General features: G+C 47.3%; 22 protein-coding genes and 1 tRNA gene. 17 read left to right on the top strand and 6 right to left on the bottom strand.

The features are described 5' to 3' along the window. Window position 1: 1 nt before the first annotated feature. On the bottom strand, window positions 2–361 hold the full coding sequence (locus JM642_RS11685; RefSeq protein ID WP_037417804.1) for a TraR/DksA C4-type zinc finger protein: 360 nt from the start codon (window positions 359–361) through the stop codon (window positions 2–4). 141 nt (window positions 362–502) lie between these two features. After that, the gene (locus tag JM642_RS11680; RefSeq protein ID WP_203431848.1) at window positions 503–1450 is read right to left on the bottom strand and encodes a tRNA-dihydrouridine synthase; all 948 of its coding nucleotides are present in this window, start codon (window positions 1448–1450) and stop codon (window positions 503–505) included. A gap of 266 nt (window positions 1451–1716) precedes the next feature. On the opposite strand from JM642_RS11680, the gene JM642_RS11675 reads away from it, so the two are divergent. From JM642_RS11675 to nadE, 15 genes are all read left to right on the top strand, one after another. Further along, window positions 1717–2145: a hypothetical protein gene (locus JM642_RS11675; RefSeq protein WP_037417772.1), complete on the top strand. Its 429-nt coding sequence runs from the start codon at window positions 1717–1719 to the stop codon at window positions 2143–2145. A gap of 92 nt (window positions 2146–2237) precedes the next feature. Further along, window positions 2238–3077, top strand: coding sequence for a DUF692 domain-containing protein (locus JM642_RS11670; protein WP_047540409.1), 840 nt, complete (start codon window positions 2238–2240; stop codon window positions 3075–3077). After that, on the top strand, window positions 3077–3817 hold the full coding sequence (locus JM642_RS11665) for a putative DNA-binding domain-containing protein (protein WP_203431847.1): 741 nt from the start codon (window positions 3077–3079) through the stop codon (window positions 3815–3817). Before JM642_RS11670 ends, JM642_RS11665 begins: the two co-directional genes overlap by 1 nt. A 157-nt stretch (window positions 3818–3974) precedes the next feature. Further along, a complete protein-coding gene (locus JM642_RS20475; RefSeq protein WP_011072094.1) occupies window positions 3975–4097 on the top strand; it encodes a hypothetical protein in 123 nt (40 codons plus the stop codon). A gap of 117 nt (window positions 4098–4214) precedes the next feature. After that, window positions 4215–4583, top strand: coding sequence for a YbaN family protein (locus JM642_RS11660; RefSeq protein WP_037417764.1), 369 nt, complete (start codon window positions 4215–4217; stop codon window positions 4581–4583). A 180-nt stretch (window positions 4584–4763) separates the two neighbouring features. Next, window positions 4764–5315, top strand: a complete 552-nt coding sequence (gene apt, locus JM642_RS11655) for an adenine phosphoribosyltransferase (protein ID WP_023265726.1) — start codon at window positions 4764–4766, stop codon at window positions 5313–5315. Window positions 5316–5444: 129 nt separating this feature from the next. Further along, window positions 5445–8519: a DNA polymerase III subunit gamma/tau gene (gene dnaX / locus JM642_RS11650; RefSeq protein WP_203431846.1), complete on the top strand. Its 3075-nt coding sequence runs from the start codon at window positions 5445–5447 to the stop codon at window positions 8517–8519. A 169-nt stretch (window positions 8520–8688) separates the two neighbouring features. Further along, window positions 8689–9018 (top strand): YbaB/EbfC family nucleoid-associated protein, encoded by a 330-nt coding sequence (locus JM642_RS11645; RefSeq protein WP_007648738.1) that lies wholly within the window; start codon window positions 8689–8691, stop codon window positions 9016–9018. A gap of 12 nt (window positions 9019–9030) precedes the next feature. After that, window positions 9031–9630, top strand: coding sequence for a recombination mediator RecR (recR, locus tag JM642_RS11640; RefSeq protein WP_055647120.1), 600 nt, complete (start codon window positions 9031–9033; stop codon window positions 9628–9630). Window positions 9631–9909: 279 nt separating this feature from the next. After that, window positions 9910–11823, top strand: a complete 1914-nt coding sequence (htpG, locus tag JM642_RS11635) for a molecular chaperone HtpG (RefSeq protein WP_203431845.1) — start codon at window positions 9910–9912, stop codon at window positions 11821–11823. A 117-nt stretch (window positions 11824–11940) separates the two neighbouring features. Beyond that, entirely contained in the window at window positions 11941–12804 is an 864-nt protein-coding gene (locus JM642_RS11630; RefSeq protein WP_088585711.1) for a tetratricopeptide repeat protein, read from the top strand. Window positions 12805–12945: 141 nt separating this feature from the next. Next, entirely contained in the window at window positions 12946–13590 is a 645-nt protein-coding gene (adk, locus tag JM642_RS11625) for an adenylate kinase (protein WP_037417813.1), read from the top strand. Between the two features lie 80 nt (window positions 13591–13670). After that, a complete protein-coding gene (gene hemH / locus JM642_RS11620) occupies window positions 13671–14717 on the top strand; it encodes a ferrochelatase (RefSeq protein ID WP_055647122.1) in 1047 nt (348 codons plus the stop codon). 190 nt (window positions 14718–14907) lie between these two features. After that, complete coding sequence (locus JM642_RS11615; RefSeq protein ID WP_088585710.1) at window positions 14908–16212, top strand: inosine/guanosine kinase; 1305 nt, start codon at window positions 14908–14910, stop codon at window positions 16210–16212. Window positions 16213–16348: 136 nt separating this feature from the next. Beyond that, complete coding sequence (nadE, locus tag JM642_RS11610) at window positions 16349–17179, top strand: ammonia-dependent NAD(+) synthetase (RefSeq protein WP_047540856.1); 831 nt, start codon at window positions 16349–16351, stop codon at window positions 17177–17179. Between the two features lie 89 nt (window positions 17180–17268). Here nadE and JM642_RS11605 read toward each other — a convergent pair whose 3' ends face one another. Further along, a complete protein-coding gene (locus JM642_RS11605; protein ID WP_203431844.1) occupies window positions 17269–17793 on the bottom strand; it encodes a hypothetical protein in 525 nt (174 codons plus the stop codon). Window positions 17794–17965: 172 nt separating this feature from the next. Here JM642_RS11605 and JM642_RS11600 point away from each other — a divergent pair, with 172 nt between their 5' ends. Next, a complete protein-coding gene (locus tag JM642_RS11600) occupies window positions 17966–19441 on the top strand; it encodes an alpha/beta fold hydrolase (protein ID WP_203431843.1) in 1476 nt (491 codons plus the stop codon). A gap of 196 nt (window positions 19442–19637) precedes the next feature. Beyond that, window positions 19638–19714: transfer RNA gene (locus JM642_RS11595), tRNA-Pro, on the top strand. Window positions 19715–20598: 884 nt separating this feature from the next. On the opposite strand, the gene JM642_RS11590 is transcribed toward JM642_RS11595, so the two are convergent. The 3 genes from JM642_RS11590 to JM642_RS11580 form a co-directional block, all read right to left on the bottom strand. Continuing rightward, window positions 20599–20808, bottom strand: coding sequence for a hypothetical protein (locus JM642_RS11590; RefSeq protein WP_088585707.1), 210 nt, complete (start codon window positions 20806–20808; stop codon window positions 20599–20601). Between the two features lie 209 nt (window positions 20809–21017). Next, window positions 21018–21401, bottom strand: a complete 384-nt coding sequence (locus JM642_RS11585; protein WP_172590125.1) for a VOC family protein — start codon at window positions 21399–21401, stop codon at window positions 21018–21020. 118 nt (window positions 21402–21519) lie between these two features. Continuing rightward, window positions 21520–23637, bottom strand: coding sequence for an alpha-amylase family protein (locus tag JM642_RS11580; RefSeq protein WP_203431842.1), 2118 nt, complete (start codon window positions 23635–23637; stop codon window positions 21520–21522). Window positions 23638–23696 lie beyond the last annotated feature (59 nt).

Here is a 23696-nt window from a genome sequence, read left to right as displayed (position 1 = left end):
CTTAATGACTCAGGCGCAGTTCATGACGATGCTCATGCTGGTAATGCTCAGCGCAGCAACTGCAACGTTGTTCGGTAGGATCTTGCATTAAACGTTCAGCTTCGATTTCAGTTTCGCAATCAGAACAAAGGCCATAAAGACCTAAGTCAAGTTGGCAGAATGCGGCATCGAGGCGGTTTAAACGGCAAAATAGCGGGTGATCGGCAAGATGGCTCTGTGCCAGTCGGTCGATGAGTTCCCCTAGGCTGAGGTTGGCACAATGCGTCCCAAGTATTTCAATAAACTGAGGGAGCGCGCCGATTTCCTTCCTTAGATTAGCTTCAAGCTCTGACAATTCTTGTCTGATATGGGTGGTGCTCACGTAAAATCGCCTGTTTTATCTGACTCTGGGCATTCAGTCTAATAGTTCCACTACCAACGACTATGATAAAGATCAAGTATCTGTACGATTTTTAGGGGTAACGTGGTGGTTAACATAAAAAACCACCACTTTTGTATGGGGTTACTGGCTAAGATGTTGTTGCGCTTGTTCTAGCACACGCACAATGTCTTCAGTAGTTTTATAGATCCTAAGTTCCCGAAATAGGGCATCTGCCTCGGGATATTGGCGATTGAGATAACTAAACCACTGCTTAATGCGCGCTGGATAATAATCACTCTTACGGCCACTAAGCTCCCTTTGGGTATAACTGAGCATTAATTGTAACGTGTCAGCCCAACTGTAGGGCGTGGCACCGGTTTTTATGGTGTCTGCAAGATTGGGGAGCGAGATCGCGCCACGGCCAATCATGATGCTGTCGCACCCCGTCACTTCCATACAACGTTTAGCGTCGTCACTATTCCAAATCTCACCGTTGGCAATTACCGGTATTGGCAAACGTTTGCGCACTTCAGTGATGTATTCCCAATAAGCGGGCGGTTTGTAACCATCAACCTTACTGCGGGCATGGATAGCAAGCTCAGTTGCGCCCGCTTCATAAACGGCCAGCGCATTTTCCATAAACAGGGATTTGTCTTCGTAGCCTAAACGGATCTTGGCTGTCACCGGATGCTCAGCGGGCACTGCTTGACGCATGGCGCGCACAATATCGTGAATCGTATTAGGGTATTGCAGCAACACCGCGCCGCCATTACTGCGATTGACCATCTTGGCAGGACAGCCAAAGTTTGCATCTACGCCGTGGGAGCCAAGCTCAATTGCGCGCATGGCATTTTCGGCCATGCAATGAGGTTCTTGGCCTAAAAGCTGTACGCGGACTGGAGTGCCCGATGGCGTATAGCCACCGCTCAGTAGCTCTGGACAGAGTTTAAGAAAGACCTTTTCAGGTAAGAGTTGGTCAACGACGCGCACAAATTCGGTGACAAGCAAATCGTAAGGGTTAATCGACGACAAAATATCTCGCATTAAGTCATCAACCACGCCTTCCATCGGAGCCAAAATTACCCGCACTGCTACAAACCCATATAGAGGAACAAAGGGCGTGCATTCTATCCTATTGGCTTGCTGTTACAAAGTGCGCAGAGAGGCTTGGCAACAATGACAACTATTTATGGCTATTTAATTGGCTAAATTCAGCTTTCTATCAGCATATTTTGATAATTTCTGTGATTTGGTGATATTTTTTGAAATGAAACTAAAGCGGTGCAGGTCTTTTGCAGTAAGCCAACGATAACCCTATTGTTGGTCACCATTAATCAATAAAAGGAAGCAAGAATATGAAATCAGTTAAGCAAACCGCGGTTGCAGTGGCATTAGGTACAGTGGTGGTTGGTTCAGCGTTTACTGTTAACGCGCAAACAAATTTATTTGGTTTTGAAACCATGGAATCAGGATATCAACTCGTTGGTTCTGAAGGTAAGTGCGGTGAGGGTAAATGCGGTGCAGATATGAAAAAAGCGGCTGCAGAAAAAGCTAAAGAAGGTAAATGCGGTGAAGCAAAATGTGGCGCAGATATGAAAAAAGCGGCGGCAGACAAAGCTCACGAAGGTAAGTGTGGTGAAGCAAAATGTGGCGCCGATATGAAAAAAGCAGCAGACAAAGCTCATGAAGGCAAATGTGGTGAGGGTAAATGCGGTGCTGATATGAAGAAAGCCGCTGAAAAAGTTGACGCTAAAACTGAAGCCGTAAAAAAGGAAGTCAAATAAGTTCAGTTGTACTTCGTGAGGTACTGCCCTAGCACATGGCCAGCCTATGCTGGCCTTTGTTAAGCAGCATCCAAATTAAAGGGGTTAAAGCAATGCAAGATCGTGGATTAGTTGGATTAGGGTTACGGCGTGAAATGCTCAGCGAGTTTTGCCAATCGCTGCCGAGTGCTATCGATTTTTTAGAGGTTGCCCCTGAAAACTGGATGACGCTAGGTGGAAAATACGGTAAACAATTTAGACAATTAACTGAACAACATACCTTTTTTTGCCATGGTCTGTCGCTCTCAATCGGTAGCCCTGAGCCGTTGGATCTTGAGTTTGTTCGCCGTATCAAAGCTTTTATGGACTTACATCAAATTGATGTCTATTCAGAGCATTTAAGTTACTGCTCAGGAGCTGGTCATTTATACGATCTGATGCCTATTCCTTTTACCGAGGCCGCCGTTAAGCATGTCGCTCGGCGAGTTAAGCAAGTCGAAGATATTTTAGAACGACCGCTTATTTTGGAAAATGTCTCCTTTTATGCGGCGCCCAGTGCGCAGATGACTGAGCTGGCGTTTTTGACGGCAGTGCTAGAAGAAGCCGACTGCAAACTCCTGCTAGATGTGAATAATATTTATGTTAACTCTATAAATCATCAATATGATGCGGCGGCATTTTTAAAGGCGATGCCAACTGAGCGGATTGCCTACTTGCATATCGCGGGACATTTTAAAGAATCAGAAGAATTATTGATTGATACCCACGGCAGCGATATCAACGCCCCTGTATGGGCGCTCCTAGATAGTTGCTACGCCATGCATGGCGTATTACCCACCTTGCTCGAGCGTGACTTTAATCTGCCGGCAACAGCGCATTTATTGGATGAAATTAATCAAATTCATACTTACCAAGCTCAGGCCAAAAAAAATCTAGCGAAGAGGATTGCCTAATGGATTTTAAGCAAATACAGCAATCCTTTATCGATTATATTCGTGATCCTAACAATTCCGTGCCGATCGGTGTACCCATTGAGCGGATGCAGGTTTACCGAGAGCTATTTTTTAATAACGTGATGGGTTTTGTTTCTAATGCTTTCCCCGTACTCAAAAGCTTATACACTGATGCGCAGTGGCAAACCTTAGTGCAGGCTTTTTTTAGTCGACATGATTGTAAATCACCGATTTTTATCGATATTGCTGGGGAGTTTTTACAGTTCCTGCAGTTTCAATATTCTCCAATAGACATTGATCCGCCCTTTATGTTGGAACTTGCGCACTATGAATGGCTTGAACTAAGAGTGGCAACTGCGCAGCAAGATAGCCGCCAAGTCCTGATTGGTAAAGAGGGAATTACGCATCAAAATCTATGTTTAGCCGCAACGGCAACCGTGGCGCAATACCAGTATCCTGTGCAGCAAATACGGCAAGATTATCGCCCAGAAGATCCTCTGCCGCAGCCAGTGTTTTTTTGCCTGTATCAGGATGAGGCAGGTGAGGTAGGCTTTTTGCAATTAACGCCTTTAAGCGCGCAAGTACTGGGTTATTTAACCGAAAAGGGACAGAGCACCTTTGATGAATTGATTCAATGGTTGGTGTCGACTTATCCGCAAATGCTAACAGAGACATTAACTCAAGGTTGTTTACAGTTACTCGAGCAACTAACAGCTAAAGGTATCGTACGCGGAACATAGAAAGACATGGTGCTTAAGTACGCAAAATAATTGTAATAACCATACAGAAAAAGGGTTTTTGTTGGTGTGGCAAACCGCTACAATGACGCCCGTTTTGTGATCTTAATCACTGTATGATTCCCGCGCACTTATCTACGCACACATTTGAGGAGCTGTAATGAGCAGTCAGCCATTTAAAGACCCATTTAACGTTATGTATTTTATTGGTTTTATTTTAGTCTTACTGTTGCCGACACTACCAGCAAGCCTGACTTGGTTAAAGCAATTAGGCTTAATTTAAGCAGGTTTTAATCTCAAATTGAGTATACTACTGGCCACTCTGAGAGTGGCTTTTGTTTTTGAGGTTCGAGGCATTTACACACTATGATTATTTACAAACTATGATTATTTACACGCTATGATATTGAAACGCGGTTTGTTTTTATTGATAGGCTGCCTTGCGCTGGGCCTTGGACTGCTAGGTATTATCGTGCCACTGTTACCGACGGTGCCGTTTATTTTACTCGCCGCTTTTTGCTTCGCCCGTTCAAGCACTCGCTTACATCAGTGGTTAATGACACATCCTTGGTTTGCCGATGCGCTCACCCAGTGGCAAGAGCACCGAGCCATGCGCCCAGGCCTTAAACGCAGGGCTATGCTACTCTCTGGCCTCAGTTTTAGTGTCAGTATTCTTGTTGTGCCAATCGTATGGGTAAAATTGTTGCTGTTAACCATGGCAATCGGGCTTCTCTGGTATCTGAAAACGATTCCTGAAATCGAATCCTAAGCACATTTGATCTAAGGCACAAATTGATAACCAATTCGTCACTTGAATACGCTGCTAGTTGCAACTCAAACCAAAGCGGCATAAGCTTTGTGCGAATTATTAAAGCTCGTCCACACTCGCTGTGGACGTTTTGTTTTTACTGCCAGCAATAAGCGTGGCGAAACGATTAAGTTAAATTAAATGGCTATGAATACAGAAACCTTATCCTTGATAAAGCAAAGCATTAAAACCATTCCTAATTATCCTAAGGAAGGGATTCTATTTCGCGATGTGACCAGTCTGCTGGAAAATGCTGCAGCCTATAAAGCGACTATTGATTTATTAGTTGAGCATTACCGCAACAAAGGCTTTACCAAGATTGTGGGTACCGAAGCCCGTGGTTTCTTATTTGGTGCACCTTTGGCGTTGGAATTAGGTATTGGTTTTGTGCCAGTTCGTAAGCCAGGTAAACTGCCACGCGCGACGATTAGCCAAAGCTACGAGCTGGAATATGGCCACGATAGCCTTGAAATCCATACCGATGCGATTACCGCTAACGACAAAGTGCTAGTGGTTGACGACTTGCTGGCCACGGGCGGTACTATCGAAGCCACGGTAAAACTTATCCGCCAACTCGGTGGTGAAGTGCAAGATGCCGCCTTTGTGATTTCGTTACCTGATTTAGGTGGTGAGGCTCGTTTAACTGCCTTAGGTCTTGAGTTGGTTAAACTTTGTGAGTTTGAAGGCGAATAATTCTTCAGCCAAAGGCGCCTAGGGATAGTTTAATGGCATGTCGTTAATTGACATGTTATCTTGCAACTATCTCGGGGCGCGATCCCCTTTTTTGTACCAACATTCTTGTCATGCACATTGGGGAGTTCCATGTCATATCAGGTGTTAGCCAGAAAATGGCGCCCTGCCACATTCGAACAGATGGTCGGCCAAAGTCATGTGTTGCACGCATTAACCAATGCGTTAACCCAGCAACGTTTACACCATGCGTATCTTTTTACGGGCACGCGCGGAGTGGGCAAGACCAGTTTGGCGCGTCTCTTTGCCAAAGGTCTTAACTGTGAGAAGGGCGTAACGGCTTCCCCCTGTGGTGTGTGTGGCAGCTGTGTCGAAATTGCCCAAGGCCGTTTTGTTGACTTAATTGAAGTCGATGCCGCCTCGCGTACCAAAGTCGATGACACTCGTGAACTCTTAGACAATGTGCAATATCGTCCGACCCGAGGCCGTTTTAAGGTTTATCTGATCGACGAAGTACACATGCTCTCACGCAGTAGTTTTAATGCGCTGCTAAAAACCCTCGAAGAACCGCCAGAGCATGTGAAGTTTTTGCTGGCGACCACCGATCCGCAAAAGCTGCCGGTGACTGTGTTATCCCGCTGCCTGCAATTTAATTTAAAGAGTTTAACTCAGCAGGAAATTGGCTCTCAGCTACAGCATATTTTAACCCAAGAGCAATTGCCCTTTGAGCACGAAGCCCTAACTCTGCTCGCCAAAGCGGCCAATGGCAGCATGCGTGATGCTTTAAGCTTGACCGATCAGGCCATTGCCTTCGGTGGCGGCACGGTAATGCTTAACCAAGTGCAATCTATGCTGGGCAGCATCGATGAGCAGCATGTGCTGCGCTTACTTAAAGCCTTAACCGATGCCGATATTAGCGTATTGATGCAAAGCTGCGCCCAGGTGCTCGCCTATGGCGCGGACGCCCAAGAAGTGCTGCGTAGTTTACTGGAATTACTGCATCAGATTACCCTGACACAATTTGCGCCAGCCGCCGCGCAGCAATCCCTTTATAGTGCTCAAATTCAGGCCTTTGCCGAGCAGTTAGCGCCGGAACAAGTGCAGCTGTATTACCAAATTTTACTGACTGGCCGTAAAGACTTACCCCATGCGCCGGATCCTAAATCGGGCCTCGAAATGGCGCTGCTGCGAGCGGTGGCATTTGTTCCCGAAAAGCCAGTAAAACGTTGGCAAGTCGAAGACCCAGCTAAGGTAAGTTTGCCTTCTCAGCAGCCAATGTCTGCTTCGCCCGCATCAAATATGCCCGCGGTAGAACAGACGGTTAATCAGGCTGTGGCTGAAAAAAAAACTTCGCTAACTTCCGCCGTTGATTCCCAAGCTTTGCCACAAGTTGCAGCAACGTCCGAGCTTGCTACGACTTCACTCGTCGAAGCATCGCAACAAACTTTATCCGATGAGGATGTTTTAGCTGTCGATGAGGATGAGGTTGATGAAGCGTTAGTGCTCAATGCTGCATTGATTGCCGAGCAGCAAGTGATTTTAAGTCAAGCCCAAAGTCAGGGCTTTGGCGCAAATGTGGATGTTGTATCGAATACTGAGACAGAAGTAAGTGCTGTTTCTATGCCTGCATCAAATGCTGATGCTGAACATCATCAAGCCGCGGTTGTTGATACCGCTAGTGTTAACTTTAAGTCTTACGCCAACCAGTTAACAGAACCTACAGTGGCATTATCTAATGAAAATGATGTCGAGGAAGAGACTCAAACGAGTGTTAACGAAAGTGTAGATAAGTTAACGCCTGATGCTTATTCAGCTGAGTCTTACGGGCAGTACGATTATGCCGCCGCGCCGCTGGATGCATATCAAGATGATTATGCGCAATTTATATCTGAGGAGCAGGGCGCATTCTCTGATATAGAAGATAATTCGTTTAATCGCGACAGTGCTCAGTCTATTGATCATAGCCATGTTATGCATGAGTCTGCTGTTCATGGACATACCGCTCAAACGTCTGCTACACCAACACAAAAGTCGCAGTCTATTGCCGAAAGCTCTGCTTCAACAAGCCCTCTGGCTTCAACAACTCCTCCGGCTTCAACTACAGTGTCCCTCGATGATGACGATATTTTATCGGCGGTATTAGCGGCGCGTGACTCTTTGTTATCCGATCTTGATGCGCTCAGCACCAAGGAAGGTGATGGAAAAAAGTCGGCAGCGGAAGTTAAGCTTAAAACCCCGAGCCAGAGTGCGCATACTGCTCCAGTCTCTCACGCGCCAACACATAAAACGCCTTCAGTTGATGCTTCTATCGAGCCGCAAGTTGTCATTAATGAGTCCGATAACGACTTTGAGCTGCCCTTTGACGACGATTTCGAGGCCGAGATCCATCTTGAGTCACTATCCAATGTCACGCCGACTCCGCAGTTTGATCCAAACGATCGCCCGCCATGGGAAGAGGCGCCTGTCGTGGCAATGGATGAGGCAAGCTCATTGGCTGCTAGCTCACACCTACAAAGTGGCGTGAGCGCGCCGCAAAAATCAGTTGGTGCGGCAGTACCTGGGCATGCTTCGGCTCAAACCTCGACAATCGATACCGAAGTGGAAGAGATTAAGACTGATCTGCAACGCACTGAAGCAAATACCGTGCTGCAACCGTCTCAGACACAGGAATTATCACAGACGCAGCAACGGACCCAACAGTCACCGCCAAGCGAGACGGTTTCATCGGCGTCATCCACCGCATTAGCACTGGCGCAATCGATTACCGGTCATCCGCTCGATTTGCATTGGTACAAGCTCATGGCGAGCCTCGATATTGGCGGCCGTGTGCGTCAGTTAGCGGTCAATTCGATTTGTCAGCAGCAGGCTAACCCTTTGCCATTACTGTTAAAACCCGATCAGAAACACTTGGCGGCGCAGGTGGCCATTGAGCAGCTCGAGCAAGCCTTAACCGCAGCTCTTGGGAACCCAAGGCAGGTTGAGGTGGTCATAGGAACCGATCCTACACGGGAGACGCCCTTAGAGATGCGTAAACGTTTTCACCAAGAGTTACTGCAACAGGCGCAGCAGTCGCTAATAATGGATGACAATGTGCAATGGCTGATTAACCGCTTTGGGGCTGAGCTTGAGAAGGATAGCTTGCTCTATCCGCCTGAACTGTTAAATCAGCGCAGCGGGCTTATTCCTGCGTTACCTGAGCCCGAGTAATATTTCCTCTATGTATATGCTGCGTGGAATGGCAGAGTTTGTTAAAAACGCGCTATCAAGATCATAAGTTTATCGATGGGATCGCGGCATTGATTGCCAATCCCATTTATTTCAGTAAGATTAGCCAGCTTAAAAGCTTGCGACTAACCCTAATAGAAGAGAAATGACTATGTTTGGAAAAGGCGGTATGGGCAATCTGATGAAACAAGCCCAGATGATGCAAGAAAAAATGGCAAAAATGCAGGAAGAAATTGCCCGCATGGAAATGGTCGGTGAGTCAGGTGCAGGTCTGGTTAAAGTGACCATGACAGGCGCACACACAGTGCGTAAAGTCGAAATCGACCCAAGCTTGATGGAAGACGACAAAGAAATGCTGGAAGATTTGATCGCAGCAGCCTGTAATGATGCAGCACGTCGCATCGAAGAGAATCAAAAAGCTAAAATGGCCGAAGTGACTGGCGGTATGCAATTACCACCAGGCATGAAAATGCCATTTTAATTGAGATAGACAATGAAATTTAGTCCACTGCTAGACGAGTTAATTCAGTCCCTACGTTGTTTACCAGGGGTTGGGCCTAAATCGGCGCAACGTATGGCGTTTCAATTACTTGAGCGTGACAGGAAAGCGGGGCTTAAATTAGCCTCAGCCCTGTCGAGTGCCATGAGTGATATCGGTCATTGTCAGTCTTGCCGAACCTACACTGAAGAAACGTTATGTCCGATTTGTGCTAGTCATAAGCGCGGCTCGTCTTCGACAATTTGTGTGGTCGAAACGCCAGCCGATGTGTTAGCCATTGAAGCAGGTGGACATTTTACGGGTCGCTATTTTGTTTTGCTGGGCCATTTATCTCCCCTCGATGGCGTGGGGCCTGAAGAGTTAGGCTTGGCGCTATTAGAGCGTCACTTAGCCTCTGGCGATGTTGCTGAGCTGATTTTAGCGACTAATCCTACGGTTGAAGGTGAGGCCACAGCCCACTTTATCGCCGATATGGCAAGGCGCCACAAGGTGCTGATCAGCCGCATTGCCCACGGCGTGCCCGTGGGTGGCGAACTGGAATATGTCGACAGCACCACCTTAGCGCTGTCCTTCAATGGGCGTATCCCGCTGTAGCCTGTGATGGCCTAAAGAGTAAACCCGCTGGCCCAGTGCTCGCGGGTTTTTATTTTATGGCTGTATTTGTTTAGCGAACACGCCCTAGCGTGTCTAGGTCTAATATTCCTTTCTTAATTCTGACATAGGGATATCGTAATTTCGGTTTGATACTGCCTTATTTTTCGCCATTTGATCTGTGATTTTATCTCCCCCCTTGAAAAGTGGATTTGCAGCCCCATTTTATAAAGCACTGAGCGTTTGCTTTAACCAAATTGCGTAACAAATAAGGAAAATTTCATGTCACAACAAGAAACTCATGGTTTTCAAACTGAAGTCAAACAGCTGTTGCATTTGATGATCCATTCTTTGTATTCCAACAAAGAAATTTTCTTGCGTGAACTGGTCTCTAACGCTGCGGATGCGGCCGATAAGCTGCGTTACCTTGCGTTAACCAACGACGCGTTATACGAAGGTGACGGTGAGCTACGTGTGCGTATCAGCGCAGACAAAGAAAAAGGCACGGTGACCATCGAAGACAACGGCGTGGGTATGACCCGCGATGGCGTGATTGAGCATTTAGGCACGATCGCCAAATCGGGCACCGCTGAATTCTTTAAAAACCTCTCTGGCGAAGCCTCAAAGGATTCGCAGCTAATCGGTCAATTCGGTGTGGGCTTCTATTCCGCCTTTATCGTAGCGAAAAAAGTCACCGTTCGTACCCGCGCGGCAGGTCATAAGGCCGACGAAGCCGTATTGTGGGAATCCGAAGGTGAGGGTAGCTTCACCGTTGAAACTATCACCAAGGCGAGCCGTGGTACTGAAATTACCCTGCACCTGCGTGATGAAGAGAAAGAGTTTGCCGATGAGTGGCGCCTACGTTCCATCATCACTAAATACTCAGACCATATTTCAATCCCAGTAGAAATGTGGCAGGAAGGCACCCCTGAGCGCGATGGCCCAGACGGTGAAAAAATTCCTGCAACCGAAGGCTATTGGAAGGTCATGAACAAGGCGACTGCGCTGTGGATGCGTAATAAGTCTGAGGTCACTGACGAAGAATACCAAGAATTTTATAAGCATATTTCCCACGACTACACAGACGCTCTGCTGTGGAGTCATAACCGCGTTGAAGGTAAACAGGAATACACTAACCTGTTGTATATCCCATCAAAAGCGCCATGGGATCTGTGGAACCGCGACCGTAAGCATGGCCTGAAACTCTTTGTTCAGCGCGTGTTTATTATGGATGACGCTGAGCAGTTTATGCCGTCTTACCTGCGTTTTGTGCAGGGTTTGATTGACTCAAACGATCTGCCGCTAAACGTGTCTCGCGAGATTTTGCAGGACAACCACATCACCAAAGCGATGCGCACCGGTATTACTAAGCGCGTGCTGGGTATGTTGGAAAAACTGGCAAAAGACGATGCGGATAAATACCAAAAATTCTGGGCCGAATTTGGTCAAGTGTTGAAGGAAGGTCCAGCGGAAGACTTTGCAAACCGTGAGCGTATTGCAGGCTTACTGCGTTTTGCGTCGACCCATACGGGTAGCGCGGCACCGACTGTGTCACTCGATGACTACATTAGCCGCATGAAGGAAGGCCAAACCAAGATTTATTACATCGTTGCCGATAGCCACGAAGCCGCTGCCAACAGCCCACACTTAGAACTGCTGCGTAAGAAAGGCATCGAAGTGTTGCTGATGTCAGAACGTATCGACGAGTGGTTAATCAACCACTTAACTGAGTACAAAGAAAAACAATTGCACTCAGTCACCCGTGGCGAGCTGGAATTAGGTGAGCTGGAAGATGCGGCCGAGAAGGAAGCGCAGGAGAAACTCGCTGAAGAGTCTGCACCACTGATTGAACGCATTAAAGCGGCATTAGGCGCTAGCGTGGCCGATGTGAAAGTCACTTCACGCTTAACCGATACCCCAGCCTGTGTGGTCACGGGTGAAGGTGAAATGTCGACGCAAATGATCAAACTGATGCAGGCTGCCGGCCAGCCAGTGCCAGAGGTCAAGCCGACGTTTGAGATCAACCCTGCGCACCCATTAGTGTCGCGCCTTAATGATCTTCAAGATGAAGCCGCCTTCGCCGATTGGTCGAATCTGTTATTGCAACAGGCGCAATTGTCGGAGAAGGGCAGCCTAGCAGACCCATCGGCCTTTATTAAGCTGATGAACCAAATGTTATTGGCAAGTCTGAAGTAACACATTCGGGGCACTTGGGTCGAGACACAAGTGCCCCGATTCACTTTTAGGCACCAAGAGTCGCATTACCCTAGGGCATTTCCCCGTAGAGGTGCCAGTTTGGGAGTAAGGAAAACCATGGACAATATCCTCGATCTAACGAAAGACAATATTCAGCAAGTGGTTGATGCTTCGATGCAGCAACTGGTGGTGATGGTGTTTTGGGCCCAGCCACAGCCGCAGAGTGTTGCCATGGTGCAAACACTCGAGCAACTTGCCACCCAGCATGCTGGCCGTTTTGTGCTGGCGAAAGTGAACTGTGAAACTGAGCTGGAAATCGCGAACTATTTCCGCATTCAAGCACTGCCGACCACCTTAGTGCTCGATAAGGGCCAACCAATCGATGGCTTTGCGGGCATGCAGGAGGCGGCGCAGGTGAGCGCTATGCTGGAGAAACACTTGCCTCCGTTATGGCAATTGCAGCTTGAGCAAGCCAAAGCCTTGTTAGCCTTGAGCCAAGTATCGGCGGAGGATTTAACCACTGCGGCCGTGTTGCTGAAAGACGCCTATAGCGCCTCAAATCATGCTGCTGAGGTGAGTTTGGTGCTCGCCGATGTGTATTTGATACAGGGTGAACTGGCTCAAGCGCAGACTTTACTCGAACAGATTGGCCTTGCCGATCAAGACAGTTATTACCAGAGCTTAAAGGCGAAATTAACCCTTGCCTTGGATGCGGCGGACACACCTGAAATTCGTGATTTACAGCAGAAGTTTGAGCATAATCCGCAGGATTTAGTGTTATTACTCGAACTTTGTAAAGCCTTGCATTCGGCTCACCGCGATGAAGAAGCACTTGCGCATTTATACGGTGTGTTATCTAAAGACTTGAATGCCGAAAATGGCAAAGTAAAACAAGTCTTTATGGAGATTTTAACAGCCCTTGGTCAAGGTAATAGTCTTGCTAACCAGTACCGTCGCAAGCTGTATACCTTGCTCTACTAAGGATAAAATTTGCCACAAAACGGCGATTTATTTGCGGTTTCTGAGGCTAAAGTCGAAGCTAAAAGCCTTCTCAATGGCGGTCAGATGTGCGAAGATCGCCGCCCTAAGAAGAATATCAATGCGAAAAAGAGGACTCTTGAGATGCGCATTATCCTATTGGGCGCCCCAGGTGCCGGTAAAGGTACCCAGGCCCAGTTCATTATGGAACAGTATGGTATCCCACAAATTTCTACTGGCGATATGTTACGTGCTGCTGTTAAAGCCGGTACTCCGCTGGGTTTAGAAGCGAAGAAAGTGATGGATGCAGGCCAACTGGTTTCTGATGATCTGATCATTGGACTGGTTAAAGAGCGTATCGCACAGGACGACTGTGCTAAAGGTTTCCTGTTAGACGGTTTCCCACGCACTATCCCGCAAGCGGATGCGATGGCGGCAAACGGTATCAGCATTGATCACGTGATTGAAATCGATGTGCCAGACGAAGAAATCGTTAAGCGTATGAGCGGCCGTCGCGTTCACCCAGGTTCTGGCCGTGTTTACCACGTGGTATTCAATCCACCTAAAGTGGAAGGCAAAGACGATGTGACTGGCGAAGACTTAGCGATTCGTCCTGATGACGAAGAAGCCACAGTGCGTAAGCGTTTAGGCATTTACCACGAACAAACTAAGCCATTGGTTGAATACTATGGCAAAGTGGCTGCGGCGGGTCACACTCAATACCATAAATTTGATGGTACTCAGTCGGTTGCTGCTGTGAGTGAACAGTTAGCCAGCGTGCTGAAATAAGCATCATTCGCTAAATTCGAGAACAAGTTCTCATATTAAGAAAAAGCCTGCGATTGCAGGCTTTTTTTATTGGCAACTGAATGTTAGCCTGCCGAGGTATTAGGCTGATAAAAGGTAACACATTGACTTCTCCCTCTCCTGCGTTTGGCGTGTTATTGGTCAATCTCGGCACGCCCGATGAACCCACTCCCAAAGCGGTTAAGCGATTCCTCAAACAGTTTTTAAGTGATCCTCGGGTCGTCGATTTGTCCCCTTGGCTGTGGCAGCCGATTTTGCAGGGGATAATCCTTAATACCCGACCCGCCAAGGTGGCCAAACTATATCAGAGTGTGTGGACAGAGCAGGGCTCGCCGCTGATGGTGATAAGTGAGCAGCAGGCACAAAAGTTAGCCACGGATCTGAGCGCGACCTTTAATCAAACTATTCCCGTTGAACTCGGCATGAGCTATGGCAATCCTTCGATTGATAGCGGCTTTGCCAAACTCAAAGCCCAAGGCGCCGAGCGTATCGTCGTACTGCCGTTATATCCGCAATATTCCTGCTCAACTGTCGCCAGCGTGTTCGATGCGGTGGCGCAGTATTTTGCTAAAGTGCGCGATATTCCTGAGCTGCGCTTTAGCAAACAGTATTTTGACCATGAAGCCTATATCGCGGCTTTAGCGCATTCGGTTAAGCGCCATTGGAAAACCCATGGCCAGGCCGACAAGTTGATTTTATCCTTCCACGGTATTCCGCTGCGGTATGCCACTGAAGGCGATCCCTATCCTGAGCAGTGTCGCACTACCGCCAAGTTACTGGCACAGGCTCTGGGATTAACCGATGGACAATGGCAGGTGTGTTTCCAATCCCGCTTCGGCAAAGAAGAGTGGTTAACCCCTTATGCCGATGAACTGCTGGCCGATTTACCACGCCAAGGCGTGAAAAGCGTCGATATAATTTGCCCAGCCTTTGCCACTGATTGCCTCGAAACCTTAGAGGAAATTTCGATTGGTGGTAAAGAGACTTTCCTGCATGCGGGTGGTGAGGCCTATCACTTTATTCCCTGTTTAAATGATGATGAGCTCCATATCGAGCTGCTCAGGCAATTGGTGCAAGAACAAGCTCAACCTTGGATACGCGCAGAGTGACGGTAAATTTCTCCCGTTGAAACCTAAACACGGCCTAGTTTCATGCTGATTTTATGGTAGAATCTGCGCCCTTTGTGGCTCGGGAGTGGATTTTTTATCTCTCTAGCCTAGACTCATTATTTTTAGGACACAATGAGCCAACGCTCGTTGTAATGCCCATTAGCATGGATGCCAGGAAAAGAGAGCCACTATGAAGTTTCCCGGTCAGCGCAAATCGAAACATTATTTTCCGGTCAAAACCCGCGACCCATTGCTTGAGCAATTAACGCAGCAACCTCAACCTTTTGCGACTTATATCAGCGGTATCGATCAAACCTTAGTGGATATCGAAGCCAAGGTAGAGGATGAGTTGCTCGGGCGTTATGGTTTACCCAAGGGCAATTCGACGCTTATCAATGATGAGCAAGCGCACGCCCTGTATACCGAGCTGAAACAAAACGGTTTGATCAGCGATGAGTTTGCGGGCGGCACTATTGGCAATACCGTGCACAATTATTCTATTTTGGCCGACGACCGCTCAGTGCTGTTTGGGGTGATGAGTCAAAATATCGAAGTCGGCAGTTACGCCTACCGTTATCTTTGCAACACCTCCTCTAAAGTAGACCTTAACTTCCTGCAACCCGTCGATGGCCCCATAGGTCGTTGTTTTACGCTGATTTCTGATTGCGGTGAGCGTACCTTCGCGATCAGTAAAGGGGCGATGGATAAGTTAACCCCAGAATACATTGATAAAGACGTAGTACAGGGCAGCTCTGCCTTGGTATTAACCGCCTATTTAATGCGTGCCAGCGGCGGCGACAGGATCACCGATGCGGCCATGTGCGCGATTGAATATGCCAAAGCAGCCGAAGTCCCTGTGGTATTGACCTTAGGCACACGCTTCTTAATCGAAGAAGATCCGGTTTGGTGGCAAAACTTTATCCAAGAGCATGTGACCATTTTGGCGATGAACGAAGATGAAGGCGAGGCGTTAACTGGGTTTCGCGATCCGCTGCTTGCCAGCGAAAGAGCCCTCGAGTGGTGCGATATGGTGTTAACCACCGCTGGCCCAATCGGGCTTTATACCGCAGGTTATACCGATGATGCCGAAAAGCGCGAGACCACTCATACGCTGCTGCCAGGTGCTATCCCTGAATTTAACCGTTATGAGTTCTCACGTCCTAAGCTCAAGAGTGACTGTGAAAATCCGATTAAAGTCTATGCCCATATTTCCCCTTACATGGGTGGACCGGAGAAAATAGGCAATACCAATGGTGCGGGTGATGGCGCGTTGTCGGCGTTATTGCACGACTTGGCGGCCAATACCTTCCATAAGACCAACGTGCCAGGCTCAAGTAAGCATAAGCGTGATGGCTTATGTTATTCATCCTTCTCACAAATTTGTAAGTACGCTAACCGCGTGGCCTATGAGGTATTAGCGCAGCACAGTCCGCGTTTGTCCCGTGGGTTACCCGAGCGTGAAGACAGCTTAGAAGAATCTTACTGGGAAAGATAAACCAGCATAGGTTTCAGTTAATAAGGGCAATAGCGGCAAACCGTTATTGCCCTTGTTGTTTTTAGGCGCAAATAAATGATAACGTTAGGCGGTTTACCGCTCCCAATAACAGCGAATATTTAAGGTGGAATTTTCGGTGAAAGCGCAGATCTTAAGAGAAATGAAGGTACTCAAGGCGATTGAGCCTGAGTTTGAAGTGCAGCGCCGCGTGGCGTTTATTAAAACCAAGCTCAAAGAGGCCCGCAGTAAGGCGTTGGTATTAGGGATCAGCGGTGGCGTGGATTCATCGACGGCGGGGCGTTTATGCCAGTTGGCCGTTGATAGCCTCAATAGTGAGCATCCCGAGGGTGGTTATCAGTTTATTGCAGTGCGTTTACCCTATCAAATTCAAAAAGATGAGCATGAAGCTCAGCAAGCGTGCCAATTTATTCAGCCATCAAAATTAGTCACAGTAAATGTGCACCAAGGTGTTGATGGCGTGCATCAAGCCACCTTAAGTGCGTTTGTTGAGGCGGGACTGAGTATGCCGGATGAGGCGAAAGTGGATTTTGTTAAGGGCAATGTTAAAGCGCGGATGCGCATGATTGCCCAGTATGAGTTAGCGGGATTAGTCGGCGGCTTAGTGGTGGGGACCGATCATAGCGCCGAAAACATTACCGGTTTTTATACCAAATGGGGCGATGGTGCCTGCGATCTCGCGCCTTTATTTGGCCTCAACAAACGCCAAGTGCGTCAGGTAGCGGCGTATTTGGGCGCACCAGAGTCCTTAGTTTATAAAGCACCAACCGCGGATTTAGAGGACAACAAACCGCTACTCGAAGATGAAGTCGCACTCGGGCTGACCTACGAGCAAATCGATGATTTCCTCGAAGGGAAAGCCGTAGATAAGGCCGTGGAAGAAAAGCTTATCAATATCTATAAGGCCACCCAACATAAGCGCCAGCCCATTCCAACCATCTACGACTGATTTTTATCACTAACCTTGGCATAGGCAATGCTATCTAAGTTTTCTTTTAAAGCACTCGGCCTATCCGGGTGCTTTTTTATGAAATTTTATCAAGCAGATACGTTTTGTATATGCGAGCGCGTAAGCGCAATCAGGGCATTAGAGTATTGGCGATAATCCAAGTAGGGCGTGAGTAGCACTTGTTTCTTCTGTACTGAGGAAGTTTGCATTATTTCAGTGACATCTTGCAGCTTACCCTGTGACGCATGCATCAGCGGTTGATAGGCAGTTTGTCGGTTTGATAGTGGTGTATTGAACAGCTCAGTACTCAATCCCAAAGGCTTCGCGGCAGCTTGCCCACACACAATGTGAATGCTGGCATGGGGCGATAGGGCACTTGCACCTATCAAGAGCATTTGGTGTTTTTTGAGTAATAAGTTGTCGCGATAGTGGCGCCAATCTTCACTGGGGGCGCAAATTTTGGCCATAATGGTGAAGATCTTACGCCAGTGGTTACCGTTTAAGGCGATGAGTTCTGCTATCGCGTTATCCTGCTCCCAATGCCAATATTCAGGCATGAGTGGGGGATTAGGGAGATAAAACGCATAGGACGCTGTGGCTGGACCAATATGCATATTAAGTAAAATTTGCGAATATCAAATAAAAGTGACGCGGATCTTAACCTAAGTAAACTTAATCGCGACAATTAAAATGCCATCAAAACAAATCTTAAATATGAATGTTGAGGTTTATTTTTATCTAACCGTATAATCTGCATGCGTATTTTATCGGAACCATGGGGCAGCAATGAAAGCCATTATCATAGGCTCAACTAAACATTTATTTTTCGCTGCCTTTTATGGCTGTTTAGGGATTGCTGTTGCCTTATTAGTGACTGGAATCTATTTTCTCAATGCTAAACCCGATCTGTCCCTCTGGCACACGACTGAGTTAAAACACGAATTCCACTACAACACTAAACTTGATAACTTTCGTGATTACATTGCCTTAGAAGATAAGCTCTTTGCCGAGGTTGATAACAAAGTACTCAAAAAAGTGTCGGCGGCAGATGCATCGCCAGTCAATCGTTATGTTAAAAATAGCCTTGCCGATCCCGCGAGATGGCCACAAAACTGGAATCGCAGTTTTGAATGGCCTAAAGCCAATGCGCCTTTTGGCGTATTGTTGCTCCATGGTATGTCAGATTCACCCTATGCCATGTCTAACGTGGCAGCACATTTTAAGGGCAAAGCCCATGTACTTGGATTAAGACTCCCTGGACATGGCACTATCCCTAGCGGTCTCACTAGCCTCTATTGGCAAGACTTAGCCGCCGCAGTGAATTTGGCAACGGCGCACATGAAACAAGAACTTAAAGGTAAGCCGTTATTCGTTATTGGTTTTTCAACGGGTGCTGCGATAGCGCTTAACCATGAACTTGAACTGATTAATCAAGATAAAGCGCCCGATTATGCCGGGATGATTTTTATGTCGCCAGCTATTGGGCTTGCTCCAATTGCGGCCGCGGCTCGCTGGCAAAGTTGGATAGGTCGCCTGCTCGACTTAGATAAGCTGCAATGGAATAGTATTCTGATGGAATACGATCCCTTCAAGTACATGTCTTTTGCCGTCAATGCCGGGGATGTCGTCTACCAATTGGCGTTACGTAACCAGAGTTTGTTAAGCGGATTAATGCCTTTGCAGCGTGAACAAATCCCATCGATTTTAAGCTTTCAATCTGTTGCCGATGCAACGGTATCTAGCGCAGCTGTTGTGAGTTTGTTGTATCAAACGCTACCGCAAAAGGGCCATGAATTAGTGCTATTTGATATGAATCGTACCGTTATCAACAGTAAGTTAATGACTAATGATCCACTACCCGCCTTGTTACCAACAGCTTCTGACAACATTCATTACCGTGGCACGCTGATTGAAAATATCAATAGCGAAACGACTCAGGTTCAAGCTCGGGAATTTGGATTTAGGCCACAGGATGAGTCGTTATCTCAGATTAAACACCTCCCGCTTTATTGGCCGGCGGGCGTGTATTCACTCTCCCATGTTGCGTTACCTTTTGCTGAAAATGATGGCCTATATGGCATGTCAAGCAATGAGAAGCTAACCCGCATACAAATAGGCGCAGCCGCTTCCCGTGGTGAGCGAGGCGTTTATAGTGTTCCAGCATCCGAAATGTTACGCCAAAAATGGAATCCGTTTTTCCCCTACATGTTGACGCGCATTGACCAATATTATGCACGTCATATGCCGAACAAAGCCCAATGAAAGGGCATAAAATTTTGAAAATAGAGTCATTCAGGCCAGAAACTAAGCAGTTAGTCAAACTCAGTTCACTAAGCACTTGCACAGAGGCGAGGCAATTGCTAAAGTCTGCGTCACTTAAGGTGAACCCCAGTTAATCGCACTTTGAGTAATAAGTGTTTAATGTTTAACTTAATAATCGATTAAACACTGACAATTTCGGTATGTAGCGCAGCCCGGTAGCGCACTGTCATGGGGTGTCAGGGGTCGGAGGTTCGAATCCTCTCATACCGACCAAATTCATAAACAATAAAGCCTGCAATCTTAATTAGTTGCGGGCTTTTTTGTGTCTGGAATTTGGTATTTTACTGCTTAGAGGTGGTGAAACGGGGGTGAAATGGGGGTGAAACGGATTTCAAAATAACAGTGGCAAAGTATGCTGGTTGCCTTAGTTTTATTTATGGCTAATTTTAATCTCAGCGTGTGGTACTTCGGTCCATTGCAGGCGATCCCGCACATTGATTTTGGTGGACTTGGCATCGGTGTGAGCCATCCGACCTTGAGGGTCAACACCCATATCCGAAAACAGTCTGGCAGATAGCGCGCTGGCTCATTTCTAAATGGTCGCACAGACCTAACTCATCCCTTAATGCCGAAAAGGCTCTGCTAAGGTAATTAGGATCAAGCTGATAGCGGTGGCCACACTTTGTTGATTTTGTTTGTCTGGTCGGCGATGAACCACATAAGGGCAAAGGAAACCGTCGCGACTCTTATCGATAATGGGGGATTACCATTAGCGAGACGGCCGCCCCATGGCCGCTCTTTGGCATCCATGCCATCGCGGCATACGTGAATCCATTCACATCAGACAGGACGGCTCTGCATCCATGGATGGACTTGAACAATATCCGTGTTTAACGGCCAGTTCGCCATCTGATAGGCAGGATGCCTGAATATCGTACAATGCAGGGACGCATGAGAACGACCATGGCTCTCGTTCATAAGCTTAGAAACCCTAGGTTTCTATTCACCGTGTCGATGATCAAATACCATGGCTCACCATAAGCCAATACCAGCAAAACAGTTCTAATTCCTAACACGTAATCTCCCACTCAGCTTTATTTTAATCCTGTCAGTTATTCAACGCATTTCTAGCTTTGAATATTTCTACTACTTAAAAATCATATTCTTACAAAATAGGGGAGTACGATAAGGGCGATGCCGATGGTGATAAGTAGCGCGAGATTGGTGACAAAATAAGGGTAAATCATCAGGGTGAGGCCGACGGTCAGAGGGATGGGGGCGGCTTGGCGCTTGCCGTAGGTGAAAAAGCCAAGGCCAAAGAGGCCAAAGACTAAACTCCATAACAATAATGCTGGATTATCAAACACCTTGAGCTCCTCTGTGATTAGCGCTTGGTAAGCGCAGGTCTTTTACTCAGTCATATTGGTCAAACGATGAGCTAGTGCTGCGCCGCTGAATTGAGTCTACTGCTAAAACTCCCTTGGCGTAATTAAGCTTTATTCATCTTATTCGTTGCGTGAATACGCTATTTTAGTGCGCTGTTTTATTTACATTTTTAATACATTGAGGATTCAGGTTATAGCTCATATAACTCTAAGGGTAAGTCGTCTGGATCGCTAAAGAAGGTGAACTTTTTGCCTGTGTATTCGTCGATGCGGACGGGTTCGACGGCGATATCATGGGCCGTAAGATGCTCGATCGCCGTTTCAATCGATGCGACGCGAAAGGCGAGATGCCTAAGACCGCAGGCTTCGGGATAGCTAGGGCGCTTGGGAGGATTGTCGAAGGAAAACAACTCGATTTGGCTCATATCCGGCAGTTGTAAATCGAGTTTGTAGGACTGGCGCGCCTCACGATAATGCTCTGCAAGCACGCTAAGGCCAAGAATCGTCACATAAAAGTGTTTGGACTTTTGATAGTCACTGCAAATAATCGCCGCATGGTGAATGCCGAGTAACATGGCTTGCCTCTGTGCTGTTTAACTGATGTTTACGCTAGTGTGTTTTAAAAAAGCCAGAGTCACAACTAAGTGTGACTCTGGCGCTAACCTAAGATTTTTATCTTACTTTGCTATCTGGCTAATGGACGAGTTCAAATATCGCAGAGGAGAGAGGTGCTAGCTGCAATTTAACTTGTCCTTCACCTTGTTCGACAACCAACTGCGCCGTATGGTCTTCCAGTAAATCCTTAAGCTGATAGGTTGCATCGGTTAACTGCCATTGCGCAATCAGAGATTGGGGCAGTTTAAGTGAAAATAACTTGGCTTGGGTTTGACTAAAGTTACTGACAATAATCAGCTTTTGGCCTTTGTTAGCGGTGGTATTGGCCTCAAAGCGAACAAAGGCAAAGGTTGAGTCATCATAACCCGTTGCGCTGACATTATTTGTCTTATTGTTAGCCTTTGCTGCCGACATCGCGCTGCGGTTGGCAGCATCTAGCGAGTCATATTGCCCCAATAGTGCAGGCGTATTTTTCCCCGTACTGAGGTTCAATAATTTTTGGTAATAGGTGCGCAGCGCGACTTCTGCTGGAGTAGATTGGCCGCCATCAAATTTACCTTGATTCATCCAGCGCTGATGGGCGGGGACGCCCGCATAATCAAAAATACTGGTGCGCGAAGCATGGCCAAAGCCTAGGTTTTGCGTCGCCGCTTCTCCTACTTCTTGACCAAAATAAATCAAGGTGGGTGAGGTACTTAAGGTTGCTGACACCACCATGGCGGGCAGGGCGTAGCGGGGATCGACCGCATCTGTCGAGGAGTTACCAGTTAAGGCGCCTAAAAAGGCAGCATTAGCGATGCGCTGCTCGTCGTGGTTTTCTAAAAAATGCAGCATGTGTGGGGCGATATCTTGCACTTTGGCCTGATCTGCGGCGATCTGCGCGGTACTTTTTTGCCCTGCCATAATGGCTTTGAGGGTATCGTAAAGATCGACCTTGTCGTAGAGGTAGTCCATTTTGCCGAGCTGAATATAGTCGCGATACAGCGAAGGGTTATAGACCTCAGCTAAAATAAAGGCTTCGGGATGACTATGTTTTATATGACTATTTAAATAGCTCCAAAACTCGACGGGCACCATTTCGGCCATATCGTAACGAAATCCATCGACTCCCATCACTAACCAATACTGGGCAATTTGATTGAACTTGATCCAAGAGTTAGGTAATTCACGGGTTCGTTGCTGCCAAAAAGCATAGTGCTGCTCGGCGCCGAGTGTGGCATAGCGTGGCGGCAGTGGGGGAAAATCATGGCTGCCATCGGGGCGGACACCGTAATTGATTTTAACGGTTTCATACCAGTCGTTCATATCCGGCTTGGCGAGGCGTGAGCCGTTGCCCGTCCATTTGGCGGGGATTTCCTTAAATTGACCATCACTTAGGGGATGCGATTGGCCGCCTAACGGTTTGAGGCTCTCTGGTATATCGGGCACTTGAAAGCCAGAGGATTGCTTGTTATTAATCACATAGTAAAAGTTATTATGCTTTGCATATTCAAGGGTTTGATTATCGTCTTCACCAAAATCGCGCACGCCCTCGGGCTTAGTGATGGAGTGGTAATTACGCGCCACATGGTTGGGTACTATATCGATAATCACCTTTAAGCCTTGCTTGTGGGTGCGCTCGATAAGTGCCTGAAACTCCTGTAAGCGCTTTGCGGGATCAACCGCTAAATCGGGGTTTACGTTGTAATAATCTTTAACCGCATAGGGCGAACCAGCGCGGCCCTTAACCACATCGGGATCATCGTGACTTACGCCAATCGCACTGTAATCGCCAATTAAGGCGTGGTGGGGCACACCCGTATACCACACATGGGTAACGCCTAAGTCTTTGATACTTATGAGCGCTGCGTCATCAATATCATTAAATTTACCCACACCGTTTTCGCTAATCGTGCCCCAAGGTTTATTGGTGGTGTTTTTATTGCCATAGAGTCGGGTAAAAATTTGATAAACAACGGGTTTAAACTTATATGCTTGCTCGGCATTGTGATGGACAGGTTGGATATCACCTTCGTTGGTATTTGGATTTGCAGGCACAGTTTTAGCCGCCACTGCATTCAACGCCGTTACTTGAGTGTTGATTGCTGGTGCAGCCATGGCGTAAAAGGCGCTAATGCTGCTGAGGGCCAGTATGCTAAATCCCTGTTGCCAGCGATAAGCGCGACGTTTGCTGCTGTTAGATAATATAAAATTCAACCTAGGTTCCTTTACTGACTTGGCGGCCAAACTGTGGTTTGGCCGCGCTGTTAGCTAAG

Origin of the sequence: Shewanella sp. LZH-2 (assembly GCF_016859145.1) — a bacterium.
Classification (GTDB): domain Bacteria; phylum Pseudomonadota; class Gammaproteobacteria; order Enterobacterales; family Shewanellaceae; genus Shewanella; species Shewanella xiamenensis.
The sequence above is the reverse complement of the archived record's forward strand: the minus strand, read 5'-3'. Positions and strand labels throughout refer to the sequence as shown.

Bases quoted from the DNA above. Each gene is read 5' to 3' on its own strand.
- JM642_RS11665 (WP_203431847.1), top strand. From the start codon at position 3,077: ATGGATTTTAAGCAAATACAGCAATCCTTTATCGATTATATTCGTGAT.
- dnaX (WP_203431846.1), top strand. From the start codon at position 5,445: ATGTCATATCAGGTGTTAGCCAGAAAATGGCGCCCTGCCACATTCGAA.
- JM642_RS11645 (WP_007648738.1), top strand. From the start codon at position 8,689: ATGTTTGGAAAAGGCGGTATGGGCAATCTGATGAAACAAGCCCAGATG.
- recR (WP_055647120.1), top strand. From the start codon at position 9,031: ATGAAATTTAGTCCACTGCTAGACGAGTTAATTCAGTCCCTACGTTGT.
- JM642_RS11605 (WP_203431844.1), bottom strand. From the start codon at position 17,793: ATGCATATTGGTCCAGCCACAGCGTCCTATGCGTTTTATCTCCCTAAT.
- JM642_RS11615 (WP_088585710.1), top strand. From the start codon at position 14,908: ATGAAGTTTCCCGGTCAGCGCAAATCGAAACATTATTTTCCGGTCAAA.
- JM642_RS11675 (WP_037417772.1), top strand. From the start codon at position 1,717: ATGAAATCAGTTAAGCAAACCGCGGTTGCAGTGGCATTAGGTACAGTG.
- JM642_RS11670 (WP_047540409.1), top strand. From the start codon at position 2,238: ATGCAAGATCGTGGATTAGTTGGATTAGGGTTACGGCGTGAAATGCTC.
- JM642_RS11630 (WP_088585711.1), top strand. From the start codon at position 11,941: ATGGACAATATCCTCGATCTAACGAAAGACAATATTCAGCAAGTGGTT.
- JM642_RS11600 (WP_203431843.1), top strand. From the start codon at position 17,966: ATGAAAGCCATTATCATAGGCTCAACTAAACATTTATTTTTCGCTGCC.
- JM642_RS20475 (WP_011072094.1), top strand. From the start codon at position 3,975: ATGAGCAGTCAGCCATTTAAAGACCCATTTAACGTTATGTATTTTATT.
- hemH (WP_055647122.1), top strand. From the start codon at position 13,671: ATGTTAGCCTGCCGAGGTATTAGGCTGATAAAAGGTAACACATTGACT.
- JM642_RS11660 (WP_037417764.1), top strand. From the start codon at position 4,215: ATGATATTGAAACGCGGTTTGTTTTTATTGATAGGCTGCCTTGCGCTG.
- htpG (WP_203431845.1), top strand. From the start codon at position 9,910: ATGTCACAACAAGAAACTCATGGTTTTCAAACTGAAGTCAAACAGCTG.
- apt (WP_023265726.1), top strand. From the start codon at position 4,764: ATGGCTATGAATACAGAAACCTTATCCTTGATAAAGCAAAGCATTAAA.
- JM642_RS11585 (WP_172590125.1), bottom strand. From the start codon at position 21,401: ATGTTACTCGGCATTCACCATGCGGCGATTATTTGCAGTGACTATCAA.
- adk (WP_037417813.1), top strand. From the start codon at position 12,946: ATGCGCATTATCCTATTGGGCGCCCCAGGTGCCGGTAAAGGTACCCAG.